Below are 19,700 nucleotides of genomic sequence, written 5' to 3'. Positions count from 1 at the left end.
TCCACGCAGCCCGGCCGGCTGCGCCCTGCCCATCCCCTCCTGCCATGATCGGAAATACATTGTCCAAGAAGGATGAGAAAACCCACAAGAACGCACCGCTGATCGGTATCGACATCGGCGGTACCGGCATCAAAGGCGGCATCGTCGACCTCAAGAAGGGCAAGCTGATTGGTGACCGCTTCCGGGTCCCCACGCCGCAGCCTGCTACACCCGAAGCGGTGGCCGATGTCGTAGCCGAGATCGTTGCGGAACTCTCCAAGCGGCCCGACGCGCCGGCAGCGGATTCTCCCGTGGGCGTCACTTTTCCCGGCATCATCCAGCACGGGGTAGTCCACTCCGCGGCCAACGTGGACAAGTCCTGGCTCGAAACGGACATTGACAGGAAGTTCACGGAGCGCCTCGGCCGTCCGGTTGAGGTCATCAACGACGCCGACGCAGCAGGCCTCGCGGAAGCACGCTACGGAGCCGGCGAAGGTGTCGACGGTACCGTCCTGGTGATCACCCTGGGAACCGGCATCGGGTCAGCGTTCATCTTCAACGGCCAGCTGGTCCCCAACGCCGAACTCGGCCACCTTGAGGTGGACGGACACGACGCCGAAACCAAAGCTTCCGCCGTAGCCCGCGAACGGGACGGCCTCAGCTGGGACGAATACGGCGTGCTGCTCAACCGTTACCTCCAGCACGTGGAATTCCTGTTCTCCCCCGAACTTTTCATCGTCGGCGGCGGCATTTCCAAGCGTTCGGACGAGTACTTCCCGCATCTGGACCTCCGCACGAAGATCGTCACCGCGAAGCTGAAGAACGACGCCGGCATCGTGGGCGCAGCCCTCGAAGTTGCCTTGCACCATAAGCTCGCCAAGTAGCCCGGGCATGGCCGGAGGTACCGAAACCCCGCCGGGCATTGCGATCATCACCGGCGCAAGCCGCGGTATCGGCGCTGCTGTGGCCCAGGCAGCAGCCTTGGCCGGATACGGTGTCGTCGTCAATTACTCCTCCGACGCCGAGGGCGCAGACGCCGTGGTCAATGGCATCCGCGCCCGCGGCGGCGAGGCACACGCCGTTCGGGCAGACGTCAGCCAACCCGCCGACGTCGAGCGCTTGTTCGACGAAGCTGCCGGCTGGGGTACCGTGACAGCCGTTATCAACAATGCCGGCATCACGGGCGACCTGATCGGCCCACTGGTGGACGTTCCCGCCGGGACAGTGCAGCGGGTGTGCGACGTGAACATCGCGGGCTTGATCTATATGTGCCAGGAAGCCGTCCGGAGGCTCTCGATGGATTCCGGTGGCGCCGGTGGTTCCATCGTCAATATCTCCTCGACGGCCACCAAGGCCGGCTCTCCCGGAACCTGGGTCCACTATGCCGCGACGAAAGGCGCAGTGGACGTTCTGACTGTGGGCCTGGCCGCCGAGGTTGCCCAACAGGGAATCCGGGTCAACGCAGTGGCGCCCGGAAGCACCAATACCGGGTTGCACGCCGCAGCCGGGATGCCGGATCGCGTGGAGCGGCTCAATCCCACCATTCCCATGGGCCGCGGAGCCGAACCCGGGGAGATCGCATCAGCGGTGATGTGGCTGATGTCCGAGGACGCCGGCTACATTACGGGAGCGGTGCTGCCGGTCTCCGGCGGCCGCTGAACGGCATTGCCTTGGTGCCGGTGGCGGCTGCGGCTTCCCCTCCGCTGCCGCCACCGGAGCTAGAGTTGGCTCGCCTCGGAGCCTTTGGGTTGCTTGCTGCCAGCTTTCGCATGGCCTTCGTGCTCGTGGCGCAGCAGCGAAATAGCGGATTCGAAGTCTTCCAGGGATTCAAAAGCCTGGTAGACGCTGGCGAAGCGGAGGTAGGCAACTTCGTCCAGCTTGCGGAGCGGGCCAAGGATGGCGAGCCCGACCTCGTGGGCATCGATCTCGGCCGCGCCGGAAGAGCGGATGTTTTCTTCCACTTCCTGGGCGAGCATGGCGAGGTCGTCTTCCGTGACCGGCCGCCCCTGGCAAGCCTTGCGAACGCCACTGATGACCTTGATACGGCTAAAGGGCTCACCCACGCCGGAGCGTTTGATAACCGACAAGCTGGTTGTCTCAACCGTGGTGAAGCGGCGGCCGCACTCCGGGCATTGCCGACGGCGGCGAATCGAGGATCCGTCGTCCGCCATGCGGCTGTCGACGACGCGGGAATCGGGATTCCGGCAGAACGGACAATACACGCTGGGCCTCCCCTGACAACTCCGGCACAGCCGGCACCCGGCAAGCCGCCGGATGCGCAAAAGGTGCCGGAAGATTCACTTCCGGCACCAGTTTACGTAGGTACCTACCATAATGACAAGCTTGTAATTACTACATGTAGTGGTGGGCACCCTTATATGTAGTGGTTCACCTGCTATTCGAAGCGGATCCGTACGGCATCTCCGTGGCCCGGAAGGTCCTCGGCACCGGACAAGCTCACAATGTGGCTGCTGACCTTTTCCAGGGCTCCGCGGTCATAGTTGATGACCTGTACGGCTCGAAGGAAGGTGGTCACGTTCAGTCCCGAAGAGAACGCCGCCGTACCGCTGGTGGGCAGAACGTGGTTGGATCCGGCGCAGTAGTCGCCCAGGCTGACGGGGCTGTAATCTCCTACGAAAATGGCCCCGGCGTTGTGGATCCGTGCGGCTACGGCGGGGGCGTCCGCCGTCATGATTTCCAGGTGCTCCGCGGCGTAGGCGTTGCAGACCGCGATCCCCTGCTCAAGGTCATCCACGAGTACCACTCCGGACTGCGGACCGGACAGCGCCTCAAGAACGCGGGCGCTGTGCTTGGTTGCCGCTGCCTGGCGTGCAAGCTCACGCACGACGCCGTCAGCCAGCTCGGTCGAATCCGTCACCAGGACTGAAGCTGCTTTGGGATCATGCTCTGCCTGGCTGATGAGGTCCGCGGCCACCAGCGGGGCTTGGGCAGTGGAGTCGGCGAGGATGGCGATTTCCGTAGTGCCGGCCTCCGAATCAATACCCACCACACCCTTGACCAGCCGCTTGGCCGTGGCCACGAAGATGTTTCCCGGGCCCGTGACGACGTCTACAGGTTCGATGGGCAGCTCATCCCCGGAGCCCGGAATTCCGTAGGCGAAGGACACTATGGCCTGGGCACCGCCGATGGCGTAGACCTCCTCAATGCCCAGAAGCTTGGCTGCAGCCAGAATTGTGGGGTGCGGAAGTCCGCCGAAGTCCTTCTGCGGGGGTGAAGCAAGGGCAATGGATTCGACGCCGGCGGCCACCGCCGGGACGACGTTCATGATGACGGACGACGCCAGCGGAGCAAGTCCCCCGGGTACGTACAGCCCCACCCGGCCAACCGGAATCCAGTTCTGGCTGACGACGGCGCCGTCCCCCAGCGAAACGTCCACGTTGCTGGGTCGTTGCCGCTCGGCAAACTGCCGTGCCCTGCTGATCGACTCTTCAAGGGCCGCCCGGACGTTGGGATCAAGCCCGGCAAGGGCCTGGGTCAGGGCCTCCGCGGAGACCCTGGGATGCGACTGCTCAACACCATCGAACGTGCGGGCCAGCTCGGCCAAAGCACTGAACCCGCGGCTGCGAACGGCAGCAATGATGTCCTGGACCTTCTGTTCCGCATCCGCCATGGTCTGATGCCGCGCCCGGGGAACAGCTCCGCGGAGCTCCGCCAGGGAAAGTCGACGGCCCCGGAAGTCAATGCTCCGGAAGTTAAGGGCGGCTGGGGCGGAAGTATCGGAGGAAGTGGTCACCCCGCTATTTTACGGGCTTCTTTGAGAGAACCCCGAATAGAGACAGGATGAAGGTGACAAACGCCGTCGCACCGGTCCACAACAGGAGCACCGCGTAGGACCGGAGCGTGAATCCATACCCTGGACCCAGGGCCGGGTTGGGCGGCGGCCCCCACAATTGGGCGGCCAGCAGACCGGTCAGCCACGCGAGGAGTGCGCCTGCCGCACCCCCCAGCAGTGCGAACACCAAACGCCGTGAGGCGCTGGCTCGCTCCAGCTTTCCGTCGAGCATGAGTCCGGTGGCGCACCCCGAGACCAGCATCAGCGCCGCCAGGACCAGGTCGCGCGGGAGCCACGATTCAGGGTTGTCCGGATTCGACAGATCGGGATTGCCGGAGACGAGGTTGAGGCCGCCCGGAGCCAGCAACCACCAGAGCAGGCCCACAACGATTCCGGAAACTGCCGGGATGATCAGCCAAAGGAAGTCTCCCGCCGGGCGGGACGCGGTGGCCGGAGCCGGTTCGGAAACAGCTTGGAGGTTCACACTGGGCTCGGTCATGCACTCACATTAACAAAGGTTTAGGCCGGCTCCGCAAAATGGGGGAACCGCAGCGCGGGAGGAATACTCTGGGAGGAGAGCACAGGCCCACCCCAGGAGAACACCACCGTGGCAAGCGAATCATCCGGTTTCGAACAAACTTTCAGGGAGATGTTCCGCAGGCACGCCGCCGGGGTTGCCATCATTACGGCCAACCTCAACGGCAAACCCTTCGGCTTCACCGCCACGTCCGTGGCGTCGCTGTCAGCCGAGCCACCCCGTTTCACCTTCAACATGGCCCGAAGCTCCAGTTCCTGGCCCGCGGTCGCGAACGCAGAATACATCGGTGTCCACATGCTGGGGCTCGAGAACCAGGCGTTGGCCGACAGATTCGCACGGACACGCGACCGGTTCGAAGGCGACCATTGGGAACCCGGCCCCCACGACGTTCCCATCCTCAAGGACGTCAGCGGCTGGCTGGTGGGCAAGATCCAGATGCGCCTGTCCTTTGAGAACAACGCAGTGGTTGTGGTTGAGGTCGTTGACGGCCAAGTGGGCGGGGATGGAACCCCGTTGCTGTACCACGGCGGCGCCTACAGCAAGCCGGCGCCGCTCGACTACGAGATCTGACCGCTTCCTTCCCTGCTGTCAGTTGTCCAGGCAGGCGGGACCGAGCAGGACCTTGAGGTCTCCAAAGAGCGAGGGACTGGGATTCACCCGAAGATGCACGGGCAATCCCATGACCTCCACCTTGGTATCACCCATCAGCTTCAACCGGACCTCGGAGTTCCCGCGGTGGGTGCGAAGGACGTCCCGCAGGTCCGTCACCACTGCCTCCGTGGCCTTGAACGTGGGAATGGTGATCACTACGGGACCATTGACACTCTCACTGAGGTCCGGCACCGAAAGCTCCATGCAGTTCAATGTCACGGCGCCGTCATCCCGGCGTTGCAGACGCCCTTTGACCACTACGATCAGGTCTTCGGCCAGCACAGACGCGATGGGGCCGTAGACCTGGCCAAAGAACATGACCTCCATCGAAGCGCCGAGGTCCTCGATCTCTGCCCTGGCATAGGCGTTTCCGCTGGCCTTGGCAATCCTGCGGCTCAGGGAGGTGATCATGCCGGCAATGGTGACTATCGCGCCGTCGTGTGGTCCGTCCTCGGCGATAATCGAGGCAATCGACTGCTCGGCATGCTGGCTCAGAACACCCTCAAGCCCCTGCAGGGGGTGGTCCGAAACGTACAGGCCCAACATGTCCCGTTCAAAGGAGAGCTTGTCCTTCTTTTCCCATTCCGGGAGATCAGGAATTTCCGTGGTGAGCGAGGCTTCAGGTTCCTGGTCTTCAAACCCGGCGAAAAGATCGAACTGGCCAATGGCCTCGTTGCGCTTGAGCGTGATCACGGAATCGATCGCTTCTTCGTGGACCATCGCCAAAGCACGCCGATGGTGCCCCAGCGAATCGAACGCTCCGGCCTTGATCAGTGATTCGATGGTGCGCTTGTTGCACACCACGGCGGGCACCTTCAAGAGGAAGTCCTTGAACGAGGTGTACTTGCCCTCGGAGGTGCGGGCGGCCACCATGGCATCCACCACGTTGACGCCGACATTGCGGATGGCTCCCATGCCAAAGCGGATATCCGTTCCAACCGGGGTGAAGTTCAGCGACGATTCGTTGACATCCGGCGGCAGGACCGTAATGCCCATACGCCGGCACTCGTTGAGGTAGATCGCGGACTTGTCCTTGTCATCGCCCACCGAAGTCAGCAGGGCGGCCATGTACTCCGGCGCATAGTGCGCCTTCAGGTAGGCGGTCCAGTACGAAATAACCCCGTACGCGGCCGAGTGCGCCTTGTTGAAGGCGTAGTCGGAGAACGGAAGCAGGATGTCCCAGAGCGTTTTGACGGCCGCCATGGAATAGCCGTTGTCCTGCATGCCTTGGGAGAACCCGGCGAACTGCTTGTCCAGTTCGGATTTCTTCTTCTTACCCATGGCGCGGCGAAGAATGTCTGCCTGGCCCAGCGAATAGCCGGCCAGCTTCTGGGCGACGGCCATGACCTGCTCTTGGTAGACGATCAGGCCGAAGGTGCCACCAAGGATCTCCTTGAGCGGTTCTTCGAGCTCCGGATGGATCGGAATGACTTCCTGGATCCCGTTCTTGCGCAAGGCGTAGTCCGTGTGGGCGTTGGCACCCATGGGACCGGGTCGGTACAGGGCCAGGACTGCCGAAATGTCTTCGAAGTTGTCAGGCTTCATGAGCTTGAGCAGCGACCGCATGGGTCCGCCGTCGAGCTGGAACACGCCCAGGGTATCGCCGCGGGCCAGGAGCTCATAGGATGCGGCGTCGTCGAGTTCCAGATTTTCCAGGTCCAGGTCAACGCCACGGTTCATCTTGATGTTTTCCAGGGCGTCCGAAATGATCGTCAGGTTCCTCAGGCCCAGGAAGTCCATCTTGATCAGGCCGAGGCCCTCGGACGTGGGGTAGTCGAACTGGGTGATGACCTGGCCGTCCTGGAACCGGCGCATGATCGGAATGACGTCGATGATGGGGTCCGAGGACATGATCACGCCGGCGGCGTGGACGCCCCACTGGCGTTTCAGGCCTTCGATGCCCAGCGCCGTCTCGAAGACCTTGGCAGCCTCGGGATCGGTGGCAATGAGCTGCCGGAAGTCCCCTGCTTCGCTGTAGCGCTTGGACTCCGGGTTCTGGATGTCGGCCAGCGGGATGTCCTTGGCCATGACGGCCGGCGGCAGGGCCTTGGTCAGCTGCTCGCCCATGCTGAACGGATAGCCCAGCACGCGTGAGGAGTCCTTGAGCGCCTGCTTGGTCTTGATGGTTCCGTAGGTCACGATCATGGCCACACGTTCGTCGCCGTACTTCTTGGTGACGTAGTCGATCACTTCCGAACGGCGACGATCATCGAAGTCGACGTCGAAGTCAGGCATGGAAACGCGGTCCGGGTTCAGGAAGCGTTCGAAGATCAGACCGTGCTGGAGGGGGTCGAGGTCGGTGATGCGCATGGCGTAGGCCACCATGGAGCCGGCACCGGAACCACGTCCGGGACCCACACGGATGCCGTTGTTCTTGGCCCAGTTGATGAAGTCGGCCACCACGAGGAAGTACCCGGGGAAGCCCATGGAGGTGATGACGCCAAGCTCGTAGTCGGCTTGTTTGCGGACCTTGTCCGGGATGCCTTGGGGGTAGCGGTACTTCAGTCCGGCGTCCACTTCCTTGACCAGCCACGAGGTCTCGTCTTCGCCTGGCGGGCAGGGGAAGCGGGGCATGTAGTTGGCGCCGGTGTTGAACGAAACTTCGCAGCGCTCGGCGATCAGGAGCGTGTTGTCGCAGGCTTCCGGATGGTCCCGGAACAGCTCCCGCATTTCCTGCGGAGACTTCAGGTAGTAGCCGCTGCCGGAGAAGGCAAAGCGGGACCCGCCGTTGTCGTAGGTCGGCTCGAGCAACGTTGAGCCCGACTGGATGGCCAGCAGGGCCTCGTGAGCCTTGGCATCGTGTTCGTGCGTGTAGTGGAGATCGTTGGTGGCAACCAACGGCAGGTTGAGCTCCTTGGCCAGTCGGAGCAGGTCACCGGTGACGCGCCGTTCAATGTCCAGCCCGTGGTCCATCAACTCACAGAAGTAATTTTCAGCGCCGAAAATGTCACGGAACTCGGCCGCGGCTTCCACGGCTTCGCGGTAGAGTCCCAGGCGGAGCTTCGTTTGGACCTCTCCAGAGGGGCAGCCCGTGGTGGCAATGAGGCCTTCCGAATAGGTGTTGAGCAGTTCGCGGTCCAAGCGCGGCCACTTGCCGAAGACAGAATCCAAGGACGCAATGGACGAAGCCCGGAACAGGTTGCGCATGCCCACGTTGTTGTAGCTCAGCAGGGTCATGTGCGTGTAGGAACCACCGCCGGAGACGTCGTCCTTGCGTTGGCTTTCATCTCCCCAACGGACACGCTCTTTGTCACCGCGGGCGGTTCCCGGCGTCACGTAGGCTTCGACGCCGATGATCGGCTTGATGCCTTTGTCCGTCGCCTTGCGCCAGAAATCGAAGGCGCCAAACAGGTAGCCATGGTCCGTGGTTGCCAGGGCCGGCATGCCCAGGCGTTCAGTTTCGTCGAACAATTCCCCCAGCCGTGCCGCCCCATCCAGCATGGAGTATTCGGTGTGGGTGTGAAGGTGGACGAACGAATCATTGCTGGAAGTCACCACGACAGTCTACCGTCCCGGGTCCGGGAGGAAACTGACCGAAACGGCACCGGACGTCACATCACTTCAGTCAGGCCGAACCTGATGCCAACAGATCCAAGGCGTACTGGAGGTCTGCCGGATAGTCACTGGCAACTTCCACCCATTCGCCTGTGCGGGGATGCGTAAAGCCGAGCTGTCGGGCGTGCAACCACTGCCGGGTCAGCCCCAGTGTTGCCGCAAGACGAGGGTCGGCGCCATAAGTGAGATCTCCGGCACACGGGTGACGCAGCGCAGAGAAGTGGACCCGGATCTGGTGGGTCCGTCCTGTCTCCAGGTGCACCTCCACCAAGGTCGCCTTGCCGAAGGCCTCCAGGACCTCGTAGTGGGTCACGGATGGTCGGCCGTCTTCGATCACGGCGAAGCGCCAGTCGTGTCCCGGGTGCCGGCCAATCGGTGCATCAATGGTTCCAACCAAGGGATCGGGCAGCCCTTGGACGACCGCGTGATACACCTTGTCGACGGTGCGTTCCTTGAAAGCCCGCTTCAGCACCGTGTACGCATGCTCCGTCTTCGCCACGACCATGACACCGGACGTGCCGACGTCGAGCCTGTGGACGATGCCCGCCCGCTCGGGCGCTCCGGACGTCGAAATCCTGTACCCGGCCCCTGCAAGGCCACCCACCACGGTGGGACCAACCCACCCGGGTGACGGATGCGCTGCAACTCCCACGGGCTTGTCGATGACAACGAAGTCTTCGTCATCCAGCAGGATTTTCAGGCCTTCCACAACTTCCTCCACCACTTCAAGGGGGTCACGCCGGTCGGGAACCGTGACGTCAAGAACCGCGCCGGCCACAAGCTTTGCCGATTTACCCAAGGGCGCACCGCCGCTCGTAACGTTGCCTTCGGCGATCAGCAGTGCCGCGGCAGACCGGGATATGTCCAGTAGCTGGGCCAGACCGGCATCGGCGCGGACGCCGGCCAGTTGGTCAGGTACAACCACAGAGTCACTCACCGGCAGGGCCTCCGCCGGCCGGTTTGGCGTCCCCGGAGGACTTGGCCGCTGCTACATGCCGCTTGCCGTCCATGCCGATACCCCGCAACGTCAGCAAACAAATGATGACGACGCCAGATACCACCGCGGAGTCAGCGATGTTGAAAATGGCGAAATTCGGCAGCTGGATGAAATCGACCACGTGGCCCATGGCGAACGAAGGCTCCCGGAACAAACGGTCAGTGAGGTTGCCCAACGCTCCTCCCAGGAGGAGACCCAGGGAGAGCGCCCACCACGCGGATCCAAGGCGCCGAAGCTGGAACAGGATGGCCACCGAGACCGCAGCCATGACGATCGTGAAAATCCACGTCACATTCTCGCCGATGGAGAACGCAGCACCGGAGTTCCGGATGAAGTACCAGTGCAGCAACGGGGGCAGAACAGGAATGCGCTCCCCCTCTGTCATGGTGCTGGTCACCCAGAGCTTGGTGAGCTGGTCGAACGCGTAGGCGAACGCAGCGAAGCCTGCAAAAAGCCAAAGCATGGCCGGACGCCACTTACGTTGCACGGCAGGTGCCGGCTTTGAGGCGTCATCGGTAAGGTCGTCGGTCATAGCGCTTTCATTCGGGAGGTGTGGCGGTCTGATACTGGTCTTTTAACAGCAAAGGCCGGTGGCCGAGGAGTCCTCAGCCACCGGCTTTCAGAATACTTGCTAAACGTCTGCGGTTGCTTCGCCGACCTCGGGGGCAGCAACGGAACCACGGGCATCGAGATCGCGCAGCTGGCCTTCGATGTAAGCCTTCAGGCGTGAACGGTAGTCACGCTCGAAGCCACGGAGCTGCTCAACCTTGCGCTCCAGGACGGAACGCTGCTGCTCGAGCGCACCAAGGATTTTGCGGGACTTTTCCTGGGCGTCGTTCACGAGGCTGGAAGCTTCGATCTGAGCCTCGGCAATGATCTTTTCCTTCTGCTGCGCACCGTCGGAGACGTGCTTGTCGTGCATCTGCTGCGCCATGGCGAGCAGGCCTGCAGCGGATTCAGCAGAGGGGGTAACGCTGTTGCTTGCGGCCGGTGCCTTTGCAGCGGCGGCAGCCTGCTCAGCTTCCTTCTTCTTGGCAGCTTCGGCAGTCTTGGCTTCAGCCTCGGCCTTCGCCTCTGCTTCCTTGTCGACCTTGACGGGAGCCGGAACCTTTTCGACGACCGGAGCCGCAGCAGTTGCAGCAGGCACAGCCGAACCAGCCTCGCCGAGCTTCTTGCGGAGCTCGTCATTTTCCTGGTTCAAGCGGCGCAGTTCCACCACGATCTCGTCCAGGAAGTCATCGACCTCGTCCTGGTCGTAGCCTTCGCGGAACTTGGTCGGCTGAAAGCGCTTGTTGACAACGTCTTCTGGCGTCAAAGCCATCTGGTCACCTCGTTGGTCTAGTTAGTCAGTAGGCCTTCCGGCCGTTCAAAACTACGGTACCTAAATATCATCTTGTTCCTCCAATTCAACACCATCGTGTTGAATTGGCGAATTTGCGGCCTGTGAACCCTCGGTGGTCCAGGTTCCGCGGGCAGTTACGCCAGGTTGAAGGTCACTGCCATGGCTATGCTCACGGCGATTATCAGGATCAGGAAGCCCAGATCCAGGGAAATTCCGCCGAGTTGGAGTGGCGGTATCAGCCTACGGAGCCTTCGCAAAGGAGGGTCCGTGACGGAATAGACCACATGTGCTGTAACCAAAACCACACCCCGCGGCCGCCACTGGCGGGCAAACATCTGGACCCATTCGAAGACGAGACGGATGATCAGGGCGATGAAGAACAGCAACAACACAATATGGATAAGGCCGAAAACAATGCCCACGAGTTAGCTCAGATCTCCCACTTGTTCCGGAATGCCGATCGGTCCTTACTATTGCAACACAGATGCCAGGCAGGGTGACCCGCCTGGCATCCGCTTTACAGCTGGTTGTCAGCTCTGGTTGAAGAAACTGGCCTGCGTTTCGCTGGCCTTCTTGTCATCTCCGATGACTTCAACATACGACGGCGACAACAGGAAGACCTTGTTGGTGACCCGCTCGATGCTGCCGTGCAGGCCGAAGACCAGGCCGGCGGAGAAGTCCACCAGGCGCTTGGCATCCGCTTCACCCATGTCGGTGACGTTCATGATGACCGGAATGCCATCCCTGAAACTCTCACCGATGACTTTGGCATCGTTGTAGGAACGGGGATGGACGGTGGTGATCTGCCTCAAGCCAGAGGCATCTTCGCGGCTGGACGCCGCACGCTTAATTGGTGTCACGGGTGCGCGGTATTCCTCTTCGACCTCAACAGGGGGCATTTCACGGACAACTTCCCGGACGGGAGCGGGCGCGCGTCGCTCTTCCCGTTCCTGTGCCTGGGGGCGTTCTTCGTCGTGGTGCGCGGCGACGGACTGCTCGGATTCGTAGTGTTCATCGCCGTCGGCGAGCCCAAGATAGATCATTGTCTTGCGCAGAGCGCCAGCCATGTCGCACTCCTATCATTTCTGCAGTAGGCGGGCCGCCATGACTTGACATATTGGAACCCCGGCCCGTCATTCCAATACTTTGACGCTACCCCACGGCCGGACGGGAACCGAGAATATCGGAGCCAATTCTCAGGTGTGTCGCCCCGAACTTAACAGCGGCTTCCAGGTCCTGGCTCATGCCGGCTGAGATCGCCGTCGCGGACGGGTGGTCGACGCGCAGTGCGGCAGAAATTCGCGACAGGTCCGCGAAGGCTTCCTCAGGGTCGGAACCGAGTGGCGCAACCGCCATGAGCCCGCACAACCGCAGGCCGGCAGCAGTCTCGATCCTGGCGGCGAGGTCACCGACAACCGCTGGAGCGGCGCCGCCGCGATGGGCACCGGCGTCGTTGTCCAGGCTGACTTGGATGAAGCAATCGAGATCCGCCCGGCCGGTAGCGTCCTGCTCACGGGCAACAGCCTTCGCCAGGGCATCAACCAGTTGGGGCCTGTCGATCGACTGGACCGAGGACGCATAGTTGGCCACGGATTTGGCTTTGTTGCTTTGGAGCTGGCCGATGAAATGCCACCGGACGTCCAGGTCCGTCAGCCCGGCAGCCTTGGCGGCTGCCTCCTGGTCCCGGTTTTCCCCCACATCGGTGATCCCCAGGGCGGCCAGCCGGCGGACATCGCCTGCGGGATGGAACTTGGTGACGACTATCAGCCGGGGAGCGTCGGAGCGAGCGGCCGCCACAGTAGCGGCCTCGATCCGGTGACGCACAGCGAGGAGACGCCCGGCAAGCTCCGCGGCGCGGGCGTCACCGTCCCAGCGTGCTTCGTCATTGCCTGGGCTAGTCATGCGTCCACACCAATCCTGCGAATCGACCGGTACGGGAGTCCCGCCGGTATGAAAACAGCGAGCCACTCTCCAAGGTGCACTCCCCCAGATACTCCACGGCAACTCCGGACGCGTCCAACTGGGCCCGGACACCTGCAGGCAGGTCCAGGGAGGGAGTGCCCCACGACGTGGAAGACCACGTTGCTGGAACCTTCGCCGCGACCTCGGAGCGCAACTGCTCCGGGACCTCATAGCATTTTCCGCAAATGGAAGGGCCAACCCACGCCCGGATATCCAGTGCGCCGCGGTGGCGCATTTCAGCGACTGTTGAAGAAACGATTCCGGAAGCAACACCTGGTCGGCCGGCATGGGCCACGGCGATGACCGGGCGTTCGCCGGAATCGGCCCCCACCAGGACCACCGGTACGCAGTCGGCGACCATGACTGCCAACGGTTGGGGCGCTCCGTTGGGCTGTGTGGCCGCAGAAACCATGGCATCGGCGGTAGGGCCGGTGCCGTGAGAGGCGATGAACTCCACGTGCTCTCCATGGACCTGGTCCATGAATTGGAATCGCCTGGAGCCCAGTCCCGCGGACTGCTCCAACCGGCTGCGGCGGAGGTCCACTTCCCCGGGATTGTCCCCCACGTGGAGGGCCAGGTTCCCGGCGTCCGTATCCGTAAAGGCTACGGAGACGCCGGGCCGGACTTCATCGCGCCACAAAAACACCAAGTACTTGTTCTCCGAACGTGGCTTACTTCAGGAAGTCGGGAACATCGAGATCGTCCGAGCGGTTGCCGGAGAGATCCGGCTCCACCACTGCGGGGAGGTCGACGTCGAAGCCTGAGTCAGCGGGCAGGGCGGCAGGACGCTGCTGGCCCCAGTTGCTCAAGCCGGCGGCACCAATGCCTGCCGTAGCGTGCTGCGGAGCGGCGGCGTTCGACGGCGCGCTGGAGGGCGCGGCCGGACGGTCAGCCGGGACGGGGTTCTGGGCCGGGCGGGACTGGTCCATGGAAGGCGAGGTGGCCTTGACGTCATCAAAGCCTGCGGCGATGACAGTCACGCGTGCTTCGTCACCCAGGGCGTCATCAATGACAGCACCGAAGATGATGTTGGCTTCGGGGTGGGCGACTTCCTGGACAAGGCGGGCTGCCTCGTTGATTTCGAAGAGGCCGAGGTCCGATCCACCCTGGATGGAGAGCAGAACACCATGCGCACCATCGATGGAAGCCTCCAGGAGCGGGGAGGCGATGGCAAGTTCCGCCGCCTTGACCGCGCGGTCCTCGCCGCGGGCCGAGCCAATACCCATGAGGGCGGATCCGGCGCCCTGCATGACCGACTTGACGTCGGCGAAGTCCAGGTTGATCAAGCCGGGCGTGGTGATGAGGTCCGTGATGCCCTGGACACCCGAGAGAAGCACCTGGTCCGCGGAGCGGAAAGCGTCAAGGACAGAGACGTTACGGTCGCTGATGGACAGGAGGCGATCGTTGGGGATCACGATCAACGTGTCAACTTCATCGCGGAGGGCATCGATCCCGGCCTCGGCCGAACCTGCACGTCGCCGGCCCTCGAACGTGAAGGGACGGGTGACCACGCCGATGGTCAGCGCACCAAGGGAGCGGGCGATGCGCGCAACAACGGGGGCGCCACCGGTTCCGGTGCCGCCGCCTTCGCCGGCGGTAACGAAGACCATGTCAGCGCCGCGGAGAACTTCTTCGATCTCATCGGCGTGGTCCTCGGCGGCTTGCTTGCCGACCTCCGGGTTTGCGCCGGCGCCAAGGCCGCGCGTCAGCTCACGTCCGACGTCAAGCTTGACGTCGGCGTCGCTCATGAGCAGCGCCTGCGCGTCAGTGTTGATGGCGATGAACTCGACTCCCCTAAGGCCGACCTCGATCATGCGGTTGACTGCGTTCACGCCACCGCCGCCGATGCCGACGACCTTGATGACGGCCAGGTAATTCTGCGGTGCTGCCACGTTTCGTGCCCCTTGCTTGTGTCCTATAGCGAAACTGATCGAGTCCAACTTGAATCCTTGGACCTTAACCCTCTAGTTGAAGGTTATAGTTATGTCAAGTAACTCTACTGCGACGGTATTTCCTATGGTTCGCACATGCAATGACCGCTTGCGCGTGTCGTGGGAATGTCGCGAATTAAGGCTACCGCCCGCAGCGGAGCTACATCGTCAAAGCTGCCTATTTGGTGAATGGATGCCGGGGAACACTGACGTCATAGACGCTGACGGGAACCTTGGGATCGGCCGGCATCTTGAGCAAAGCCTCGAGTGCCTTCGCTTTCAGCTCCCTGTCCTCGGCATTGCCCCACACTACCGTCTTTCCGTCCACGAGTTTGAGTTCCACGGCGTCAACCGAGGCGGCAGACGCCGTGGACATCCTGGCCCGGACATCCGCAGGCAAGGTATCCAGAACCGCGGCGATCGCCTTGAACAACTCTGTGTTGGTTGATCCGGCACCGGCATCGATCAGCGGCAGCGCCACGGCCGAGGGATCCTGCGTTGCGCCCAACTGGACACCGTCAACGTCAACCATGATGTAGGCGTCGCCCTGCTTCAACAAGGCAACGGGAACGCGCTCGTTAATGTGCACCAACAACCCCGATGGCGGCCGGGCCTCCATGGTTGCCGAACGTACCTGGACCAAGGGTTTGAGGAGCTCGTTGACGTCCCCCTCGGTGACCTGTGGCAAAGGCTTGCCTTCGAGGCCGGACAACGCCTTCTGGACGGCGTCAGGCGTCAGCAGCGTGGTGCCGTCAACGGTGATGGTCCGTACTGCCAGGACGGGTGAGAAGACGGCCCCGCCAATCAGCACGGCAATAAATGCGGTCACCACGGAAACTGTCCACCATATGATGCGGCGTTGGCGCCTGCGCTTGGGTTCGGGAAAAGCAATGATGTTGTCCGCCGAGGATCCGCCGGACGTGCTGCCGGGCTTCCCAGCGGGCTTACCGGCGGCCTTGTGGTCACTGTGCCCCGCGGCCTTGGAGGAGGCCCTCCCGGCAGCTTTACCAGTCGATGTCACATCAGGTTCAAGATCCCGCTGGGCGCTGATGACGCCACCGGAGTCCTGGCCGCCGGAGTCCTGGCCGCCGGTCCTGGATGGCCGGCCGGCCGCTGCTTCCGGGCTTCGGGCAGCCGGCTTGAACGTGGGCTTACGGGTGCTAGCCACCCAACGCCTCCACAATGGCGGGCCCATAGGCTGTGACATCTCCGGCACCGACGGTGATAACGACGTCGCCCTCCTCGGCAACCGCCGCCATGGCGTCAACAGCCTCGGCACCGGTCACCAGGCGCCCATTCGACAACCGGTCGGAGATCAGGGAACTGGTCACGCCGGGAATGGGGTCCTCGCGTGCGGGATAGATATCCAGGACCAGCGCCGTGTCCGCCGCCCCCAGCGCCGAGGCAAACTCCCCGGCGAATTCCCGGGTCCGCGAGAAGAGGTGCGGCTGGAAAAGAACGTGGACTTTGTGCCCTGCGGCTACTGAACGGGCAGCCGACAGGGCAGCCCGGACCTCCGTAGGGTGGTGTGCGTAGTCGTCGTACACCCGCACACCCCTCCCCTGTCCTTTCAGTTCGAAACGTCGCGAGGCCCCGGTGAAGTGGCCCAATGCTGCCGCGGCAGCAGCTGGAGCAACCCCGAGTTCAAGGGCGACGGCGAACGCAGCCGCTGCGTTCAGCGCGTTGTGGCGTCCGGGCACCTTGAGATCAAGGCGGTGAACGTCATTGCCGACACCCACCGACACCTCGCCGGGACCGCCATCATGAAGCCTGATGTCCGCCTCGGGTGATGTTCCGTAAGTCAGTACCCGGGTGCTTTCCTTGGCCGCGGTGCGTTGGGCAAGTGCCAGCGCCCCGGGGTCGTCGGCGCACGCCAGCAAGACGCCGTCGGCCGGCAGCAACGCTGCGAACGCATCAAAGGAGGCAAAGACAGCTTCCGGTGTCCCGTAGTGGTCCAGATGGTCCGCTTCAACGTTTGTCACCACGGAGATGAGCGGCTGATAGTTCAGGAACGAACCATCGGACTCGTCGGCTTCGGCCACGAAAATGTCCGAGGTGCCGTGTGCTGCATTAACACCAAGCGCGGGAACGTTCGCGCCAATGGCGAAGGACGGGTCCAGTCCTGCTTCCTTGAGCAGCACTGCCACCATGGATGTCGTGGTGGATTTCCCATGCGTACCGGCAACCGTGACCACCCGGTGTCCTGCCATGGTGGATGCCAGGCCTTCAGAACGGTGCAGGACAGCCAGGCCGCCGCTGCGTGCCGCCACAAGCTCCGGGTTGTCGGCCCGGATGGCTGAACCGGCCACCACGGTCTGGGCGTCACCCAGGTTTGCCGCGTCATAGCCGACGGCGATGCGCGCACCGGCAGCAGCCAGATCCTGCATGACTGGCAGATCTTTGGCGTCGCTGCCGCTGACGGGAACTCCACGGGCAACCATGATGCGTGCAACGGCGGACATGCCGACGCCGCCGATACCGATGAAGTGGACCCGTCCGAGAGTCTCGAGGGGTGCGATGCTGGTGGTCATGCGGATACCGCTTCCAGGACGAGATCAGCCATGCGCTGATCGGCGTTTCTAATACCAAGGGCCTCGGATTTCCGGGCCATGTCGTTCAGTCGGTCGCGGTCCAAGAGCAGGGGAACAAGCTCGCGTTCCAGCCACTGCGGGTCAAGGTCCTGGTCCGCGACCAGCAATGCACCGCCGGCCTCAACCAAGGGAGCCGCGTTCAGGGCCTGCTCGCCGTTTCCGATCGGCAAAGGCACGAAGACCGCCGGGACGCCAACTGCTGCGACTTCGCTGACCGTTCCGGCCCCCGCGCGGGCGAGCAGGACGTCAGCAGCAGCGTAGGCGTTCTCCATGCCGTGCACATACTCAACCTGTCGGTAGCCGTCACCGGCGAGGAGACCGCCGTCGTCGTTCTTGACGGCTTTGCCGACACCTGTGATGTGGAGGGTCTGGACGCCGGCCGCGGCGAATGCCGGCAAAGCCGCGGCGATGGCGCGGTTGATGCTGAGCGCGCCTGATGAGCCTCCGGTCACGATCAGGGCCGGACGCTCGGGATCGAGGCCAAGCATGGCCTTTGCCGCCGGAGCTGATGCGCTCCGGTCGAGCGTGGAGATGGCACGCCGCATGGGCATGCCCACGTGGCGGGCCCCCCTCAGCCGGGTCCCTGCGAAGGCAACGGCGACGTGGTTGCTGAACCGGGCACCGACCCGGTTGGCCAGCCCCGCCTTCATGTTGGCCTCATGGACCACGATCGGGATGCCGAGCTTCCGTGCTGCAAGGTACATGGGGGTGCAAACGTAGCCGCCTACCCCTACCAGGACGTCGGCCCGGGAATCTTCCAGGATCCGCCGGGCTTGCCTGATTGCACCACCCAGGCGGCCCGGAAGCCTGAGCAGATCGACGGAAGGCCGCCGGGGAAACGGAACACGGTCGATGGTAGCCAGTTCGTAACCGGCCGCCGGGATGAGCCTGGTTTCCATTCCCGACGGCGTGCCAACAGTCAGGATGGACGCCTCCGGACGCTTCTCCTTGATGGCGTCGGCGATGGCGAGCAGGGGGCTGATATGCCCGGCAGTTCCGCCGCCTGCGAGGACGACCGACAAAGGCTTGGAGGCGTGGGAATCTGAAGTCATGAAGTACTAGGTACGCTTTCGTGCGGGTTTGGGTGTGCGGCGCGGCAGGAATCGTGGACGTTGCTGGGGTGGCAGCTGGCCGCGGGCCAAGGACAACACTACGCCCACGCCGCACAAGGACATGATCAGCGCCGAGCCACCATATGAGATGAACGGCAGGGGCACTCCCACCACCGGAAGCAACTGTGTTACCACCGCCATGTTCATGCTTGCCTGGCCCAGGAGCCACACCATGATCCCGCCGGCGAGGGTCCGTTGGAAGGGGTCGGTCTGGCGAACCACTACCCGGAAAATCGCAATGCCGAGAATGGCGAAAAGCACCAGGACCACAATGGTTCCCACGAGGCCGAGTTCCTCGCCGATGATGGCGAAAATGAAGTCGTTGTGGGCTTCCGGAAGCCAGTTGTACTTCTGCCGGCTTTGGCCAAGGCCCAGGCCGGTCCAGCTTCCCTGGGCCAGGCCGTACATGCCGTTGGTTGACTGGAAATCAAAGTCGAATTGCTCGGTGCACGAGGCTGAGGCCGTACCAAGCCAGGACGTGATGCGGCAGATCCGGTTGGCGCTGCTGACGGTTGCCAGGACGGCCCCGACGACGCCAACGGCACCGGCGATGCCCAGCATGCGTCCCGGAACACCTGCAAAGTAGAGGCCCGCGGCGGCGATGGCCGCAATGACAATGACGGTTCCGAGGTCGTTGCCGAGCATCACCAAACCGATGACCAGTCCGGCACCCGGCACCACGGGGATGATCACGTGCATCCAACGGTTAAGGAGCTTCTGTTTCCGGGCCAGCACTGCAGCAATCCAGACGCAAAGGACCAGCTTGGACATCTCCGAAGGCTGGAGCGTGACACCTCCGAGGTCGATCCAGTTCTTGTTGCCGTTGACGCTGTTGCCCATGACCTGGACCAAGGCAAGAAGCACCACAACGGCGCCAAGTGCCCACCAGGACAATTTCTTCATCCAGTTCACGTTGGTCCGTGAAATGACGTACATGGCAACAAGTCCGACGACGCCGAACACGGCCTGCTTCAACGCATCAGCGTAGGGGGACTTTCCTTCCGAGATGGCTTCGACACTGGAAGCGGACAACACCATCATGATGCCAATGGCTGTCAACGCCAGGGCACAACCCAGAATGAGGTAGTAAGTGGAGCTGTTGGGCGCCTTGCTTTTGCCTTCCAGGCTCTCCCAGAAGCTGCGCCAGTGCCGGCGTAGCCCTTTGGGCTGCCTGCCGGCCGGGGGCGTGGCCTTGTTCTTCCCGTCCTGCGGCTCTTTGCCGCGGGTGCGGGTGGGCGTGCTGACCATT

At 63.0% G+C, this 19,700-nt stretch carries 19 protein-coding genes; 3 read left to right on the top strand and 16 right to left on the bottom strand.

Features of this window, described 5'->3' with window-relative positions; all coding sequences use genetic code 11:
* Positions 1–59: 59 nt before the first annotated feature.
* Positions 60–863 (top strand): polyphosphate--glucose phosphotransferase, encoded by an 804-nt coding sequence (gene ppgK / locus IEY62_RS08425; RefSeq protein ID WP_189017219.1) that lies wholly within the window; start codon positions 60–62, stop codon positions 861–863.
* A 7-nt stretch (positions 864–870) separates the two neighbouring features.
* Positions 871–1,638, top strand: coding sequence for an SDR family oxidoreductase (locus IEY62_RS08420; RefSeq protein WP_189015983.1), 768 nt, complete (start codon positions 871–873; stop codon positions 1,636–1,638).
* A 59-nt stretch (positions 1,639–1,697) separates the two neighbouring features.
* On the opposite strand, the gene nrdR is transcribed toward IEY62_RS08420, so the two are convergent.
* The 3 genes from nrdR to IEY62_RS08405 form a co-directional block, all read right to left on the bottom strand.
* A complete protein-coding gene (gene nrdR, locus IEY62_RS08415; RefSeq protein ID WP_189015980.1) occupies positions 1,698–2,201 on the bottom strand; it encodes a transcriptional regulator NrdR in 504 nt (167 codons plus the stop codon).
* Between the two features lie 173 nt (positions 2,202–2,374).
* The gene (gene hisD, locus IEY62_RS08410) at positions 2,375–3,733 is read right to left on the bottom strand and encodes a histidinol dehydrogenase (protein WP_189015977.1); all 1,359 of its coding nucleotides are present in this window, start codon (positions 3,731–3,733) and stop codon (positions 2,375–2,377) included.
* Between the two features lie 4 nt (positions 3,734–3,737).
* Entirely contained in the window at positions 3,738–4,271 is a 534-nt protein-coding gene (locus IEY62_RS08405) for a hypothetical protein (protein ID WP_189015974.1), read from the bottom strand.
* Positions 4,272–4,379: 108 nt separating this feature from the next.
* Between IEY62_RS08405 and IEY62_RS08400 the strand changes: the two genes are divergently transcribed.
* Positions 4,380–4,880, top strand: coding sequence for a flavin reductase family protein (locus IEY62_RS08400; protein WP_189015971.1), 501 nt, complete (start codon positions 4,380–4,382; stop codon positions 4,878–4,880).
* An 18-nt stretch (positions 4,881–4,898) separates the two neighbouring features.
* Here the strand turns inward: IEY62_RS08400 and dnaE are convergent, their stop codons facing one another.
* The 13 genes from dnaE to ftsW all read right to left on the bottom strand — a co-directional run bounded on the left by dnaE (position 4,899) and on the right by ftsW (position 19,699).
* Entirely contained in the window at positions 4,899–8,456 is a 3,558-nt protein-coding gene (dnaE, locus tag IEY62_RS08395; protein WP_189015968.1) for a DNA polymerase III subunit alpha, read from the bottom strand.
* Between the two features lie 70 nt (positions 8,457–8,526).
* Complete coding sequence (locus IEY62_RS08390; RefSeq protein ID WP_189015965.1) at positions 8,527–9,453, bottom strand: RluA family pseudouridine synthase; 927 nt, start codon at positions 9,451–9,453, stop codon at positions 8,527–8,529.
* Positions 9,446–10,045 (bottom strand): signal peptidase II, encoded by a 600-nt coding sequence (lspA, locus tag IEY62_RS08385; RefSeq protein ID WP_189015962.1) that lies wholly within the window; start codon positions 10,043–10,045, stop codon positions 9,446–9,448. The genes IEY62_RS08390 and lspA overlap by 8 nt, the downstream gene beginning before the upstream one ends.
* A gap of 99 nt (positions 10,046–10,144) precedes the next feature.
* Entirely contained in the window at positions 10,145–10,834 is a 690-nt protein-coding gene (locus IEY62_RS08380; protein WP_189015959.1) for a DivIVA domain-containing protein, read from the bottom strand.
* Positions 10,835–10,989: 155 nt separating this feature from the next.
* Positions 10,990–11,277 carry a YggT family protein gene (locus tag IEY62_RS08375; RefSeq protein ID WP_189015956.1) on the bottom strand — a complete coding sequence of 96 codons (288 nt, stop codon included), beginning with the start codon at positions 11,275–11,277 and terminating at the stop codon, positions 10,990–10,992.
* 108 nt (positions 11,278–11,385) lie between these two features.
* Positions 11,386–11,922 (bottom strand): cell division protein SepF, encoded by a 537-nt coding sequence (locus IEY62_RS08370; protein WP_144662567.1) that lies wholly within the window; start codon positions 11,920–11,922, stop codon positions 11,386–11,388.
* Between the two features lie 85 nt (positions 11,923–12,007).
* Entirely contained in the window at positions 12,008–12,757 is a 750-nt protein-coding gene (locus IEY62_RS08365; protein WP_189015953.1) for a YggS family pyridoxal phosphate-dependent enzyme, read from the bottom strand.
* Positions 12,750–13,463 carry a polyphenol oxidase family protein gene (locus IEY62_RS08360; RefSeq protein WP_189015950.1) on the bottom strand — a complete coding sequence of 238 codons (714 nt, stop codon included), beginning with the start codon at positions 13,461–13,463 and terminating at the stop codon, positions 12,750–12,752. Before IEY62_RS08360 ends, IEY62_RS08365 begins: the two co-directional genes overlap by 8 nt.
* Before the next feature lie 25 nt (positions 13,464–13,488).
* A complete protein-coding gene (gene ftsZ, locus IEY62_RS08355) occupies positions 13,489–14,709 on the bottom strand; it encodes a cell division protein FtsZ (protein WP_189015948.1) in 1,221 nt (406 codons plus the stop codon).
* Positions 14,710–14,926: 217 nt separating this feature from the next.
* Positions 14,927–15,916 carry an FtsQ-type POTRA domain-containing protein gene (locus tag IEY62_RS08350; protein ID WP_189015945.1) on the bottom strand — a complete coding sequence of 330 codons (990 nt, stop codon included), beginning with the start codon at positions 15,914–15,916 and terminating at the stop codon, positions 14,927–14,929.
* The gene (murC, locus tag IEY62_RS08345; protein WP_189015942.1) at positions 15,909–17,279 is read right to left on the bottom strand and encodes a UDP-N-acetylmuramate--L-alanine ligase; all 1,371 of its coding nucleotides are present in this window, start codon (positions 17,277–17,279) and stop codon (positions 15,909–15,911) included. The genes IEY62_RS08350 and murC overlap by 8 nt, the downstream gene beginning before the upstream one ends.
* Positions 17,276–18,391, bottom strand: coding sequence for an undecaprenyldiphospho-muramoylpentapeptide beta-N-acetylglucosaminyltransferase (gene murG, locus IEY62_RS08340; protein ID WP_189015939.1), 1,116 nt, complete (start codon positions 18,389–18,391; stop codon positions 17,276–17,278). The genes murC and murG overlap by 4 nt, the downstream gene beginning before the upstream one ends.
* Positions 18,392–18,397: 6 nt before the next feature.
* On the bottom strand, positions 18,398–19,699 hold the full coding sequence (gene ftsW, locus IEY62_RS08335; protein ID WP_189015935.1) for a putative lipid II flippase FtsW: 1,302 nt from the start codon (positions 19,697–19,699) through the stop codon (positions 18,398–18,400).
* Between the last annotated feature and the right edge of the window lies 1 nt (position 19,700).

It is taken from the genome of Paenarthrobacter histidinolovorans (genome assembly GCF_014647595.1).
GTDB classification, from domain to species: Bacteria; Actinomycetota; Actinomycetes; order Actinomycetales; family Micrococcaceae; genus Arthrobacter; species Arthrobacter histidinolovorans.
This window is presented reverse-complemented; position numbering and strand designations above follow the sequence as displayed.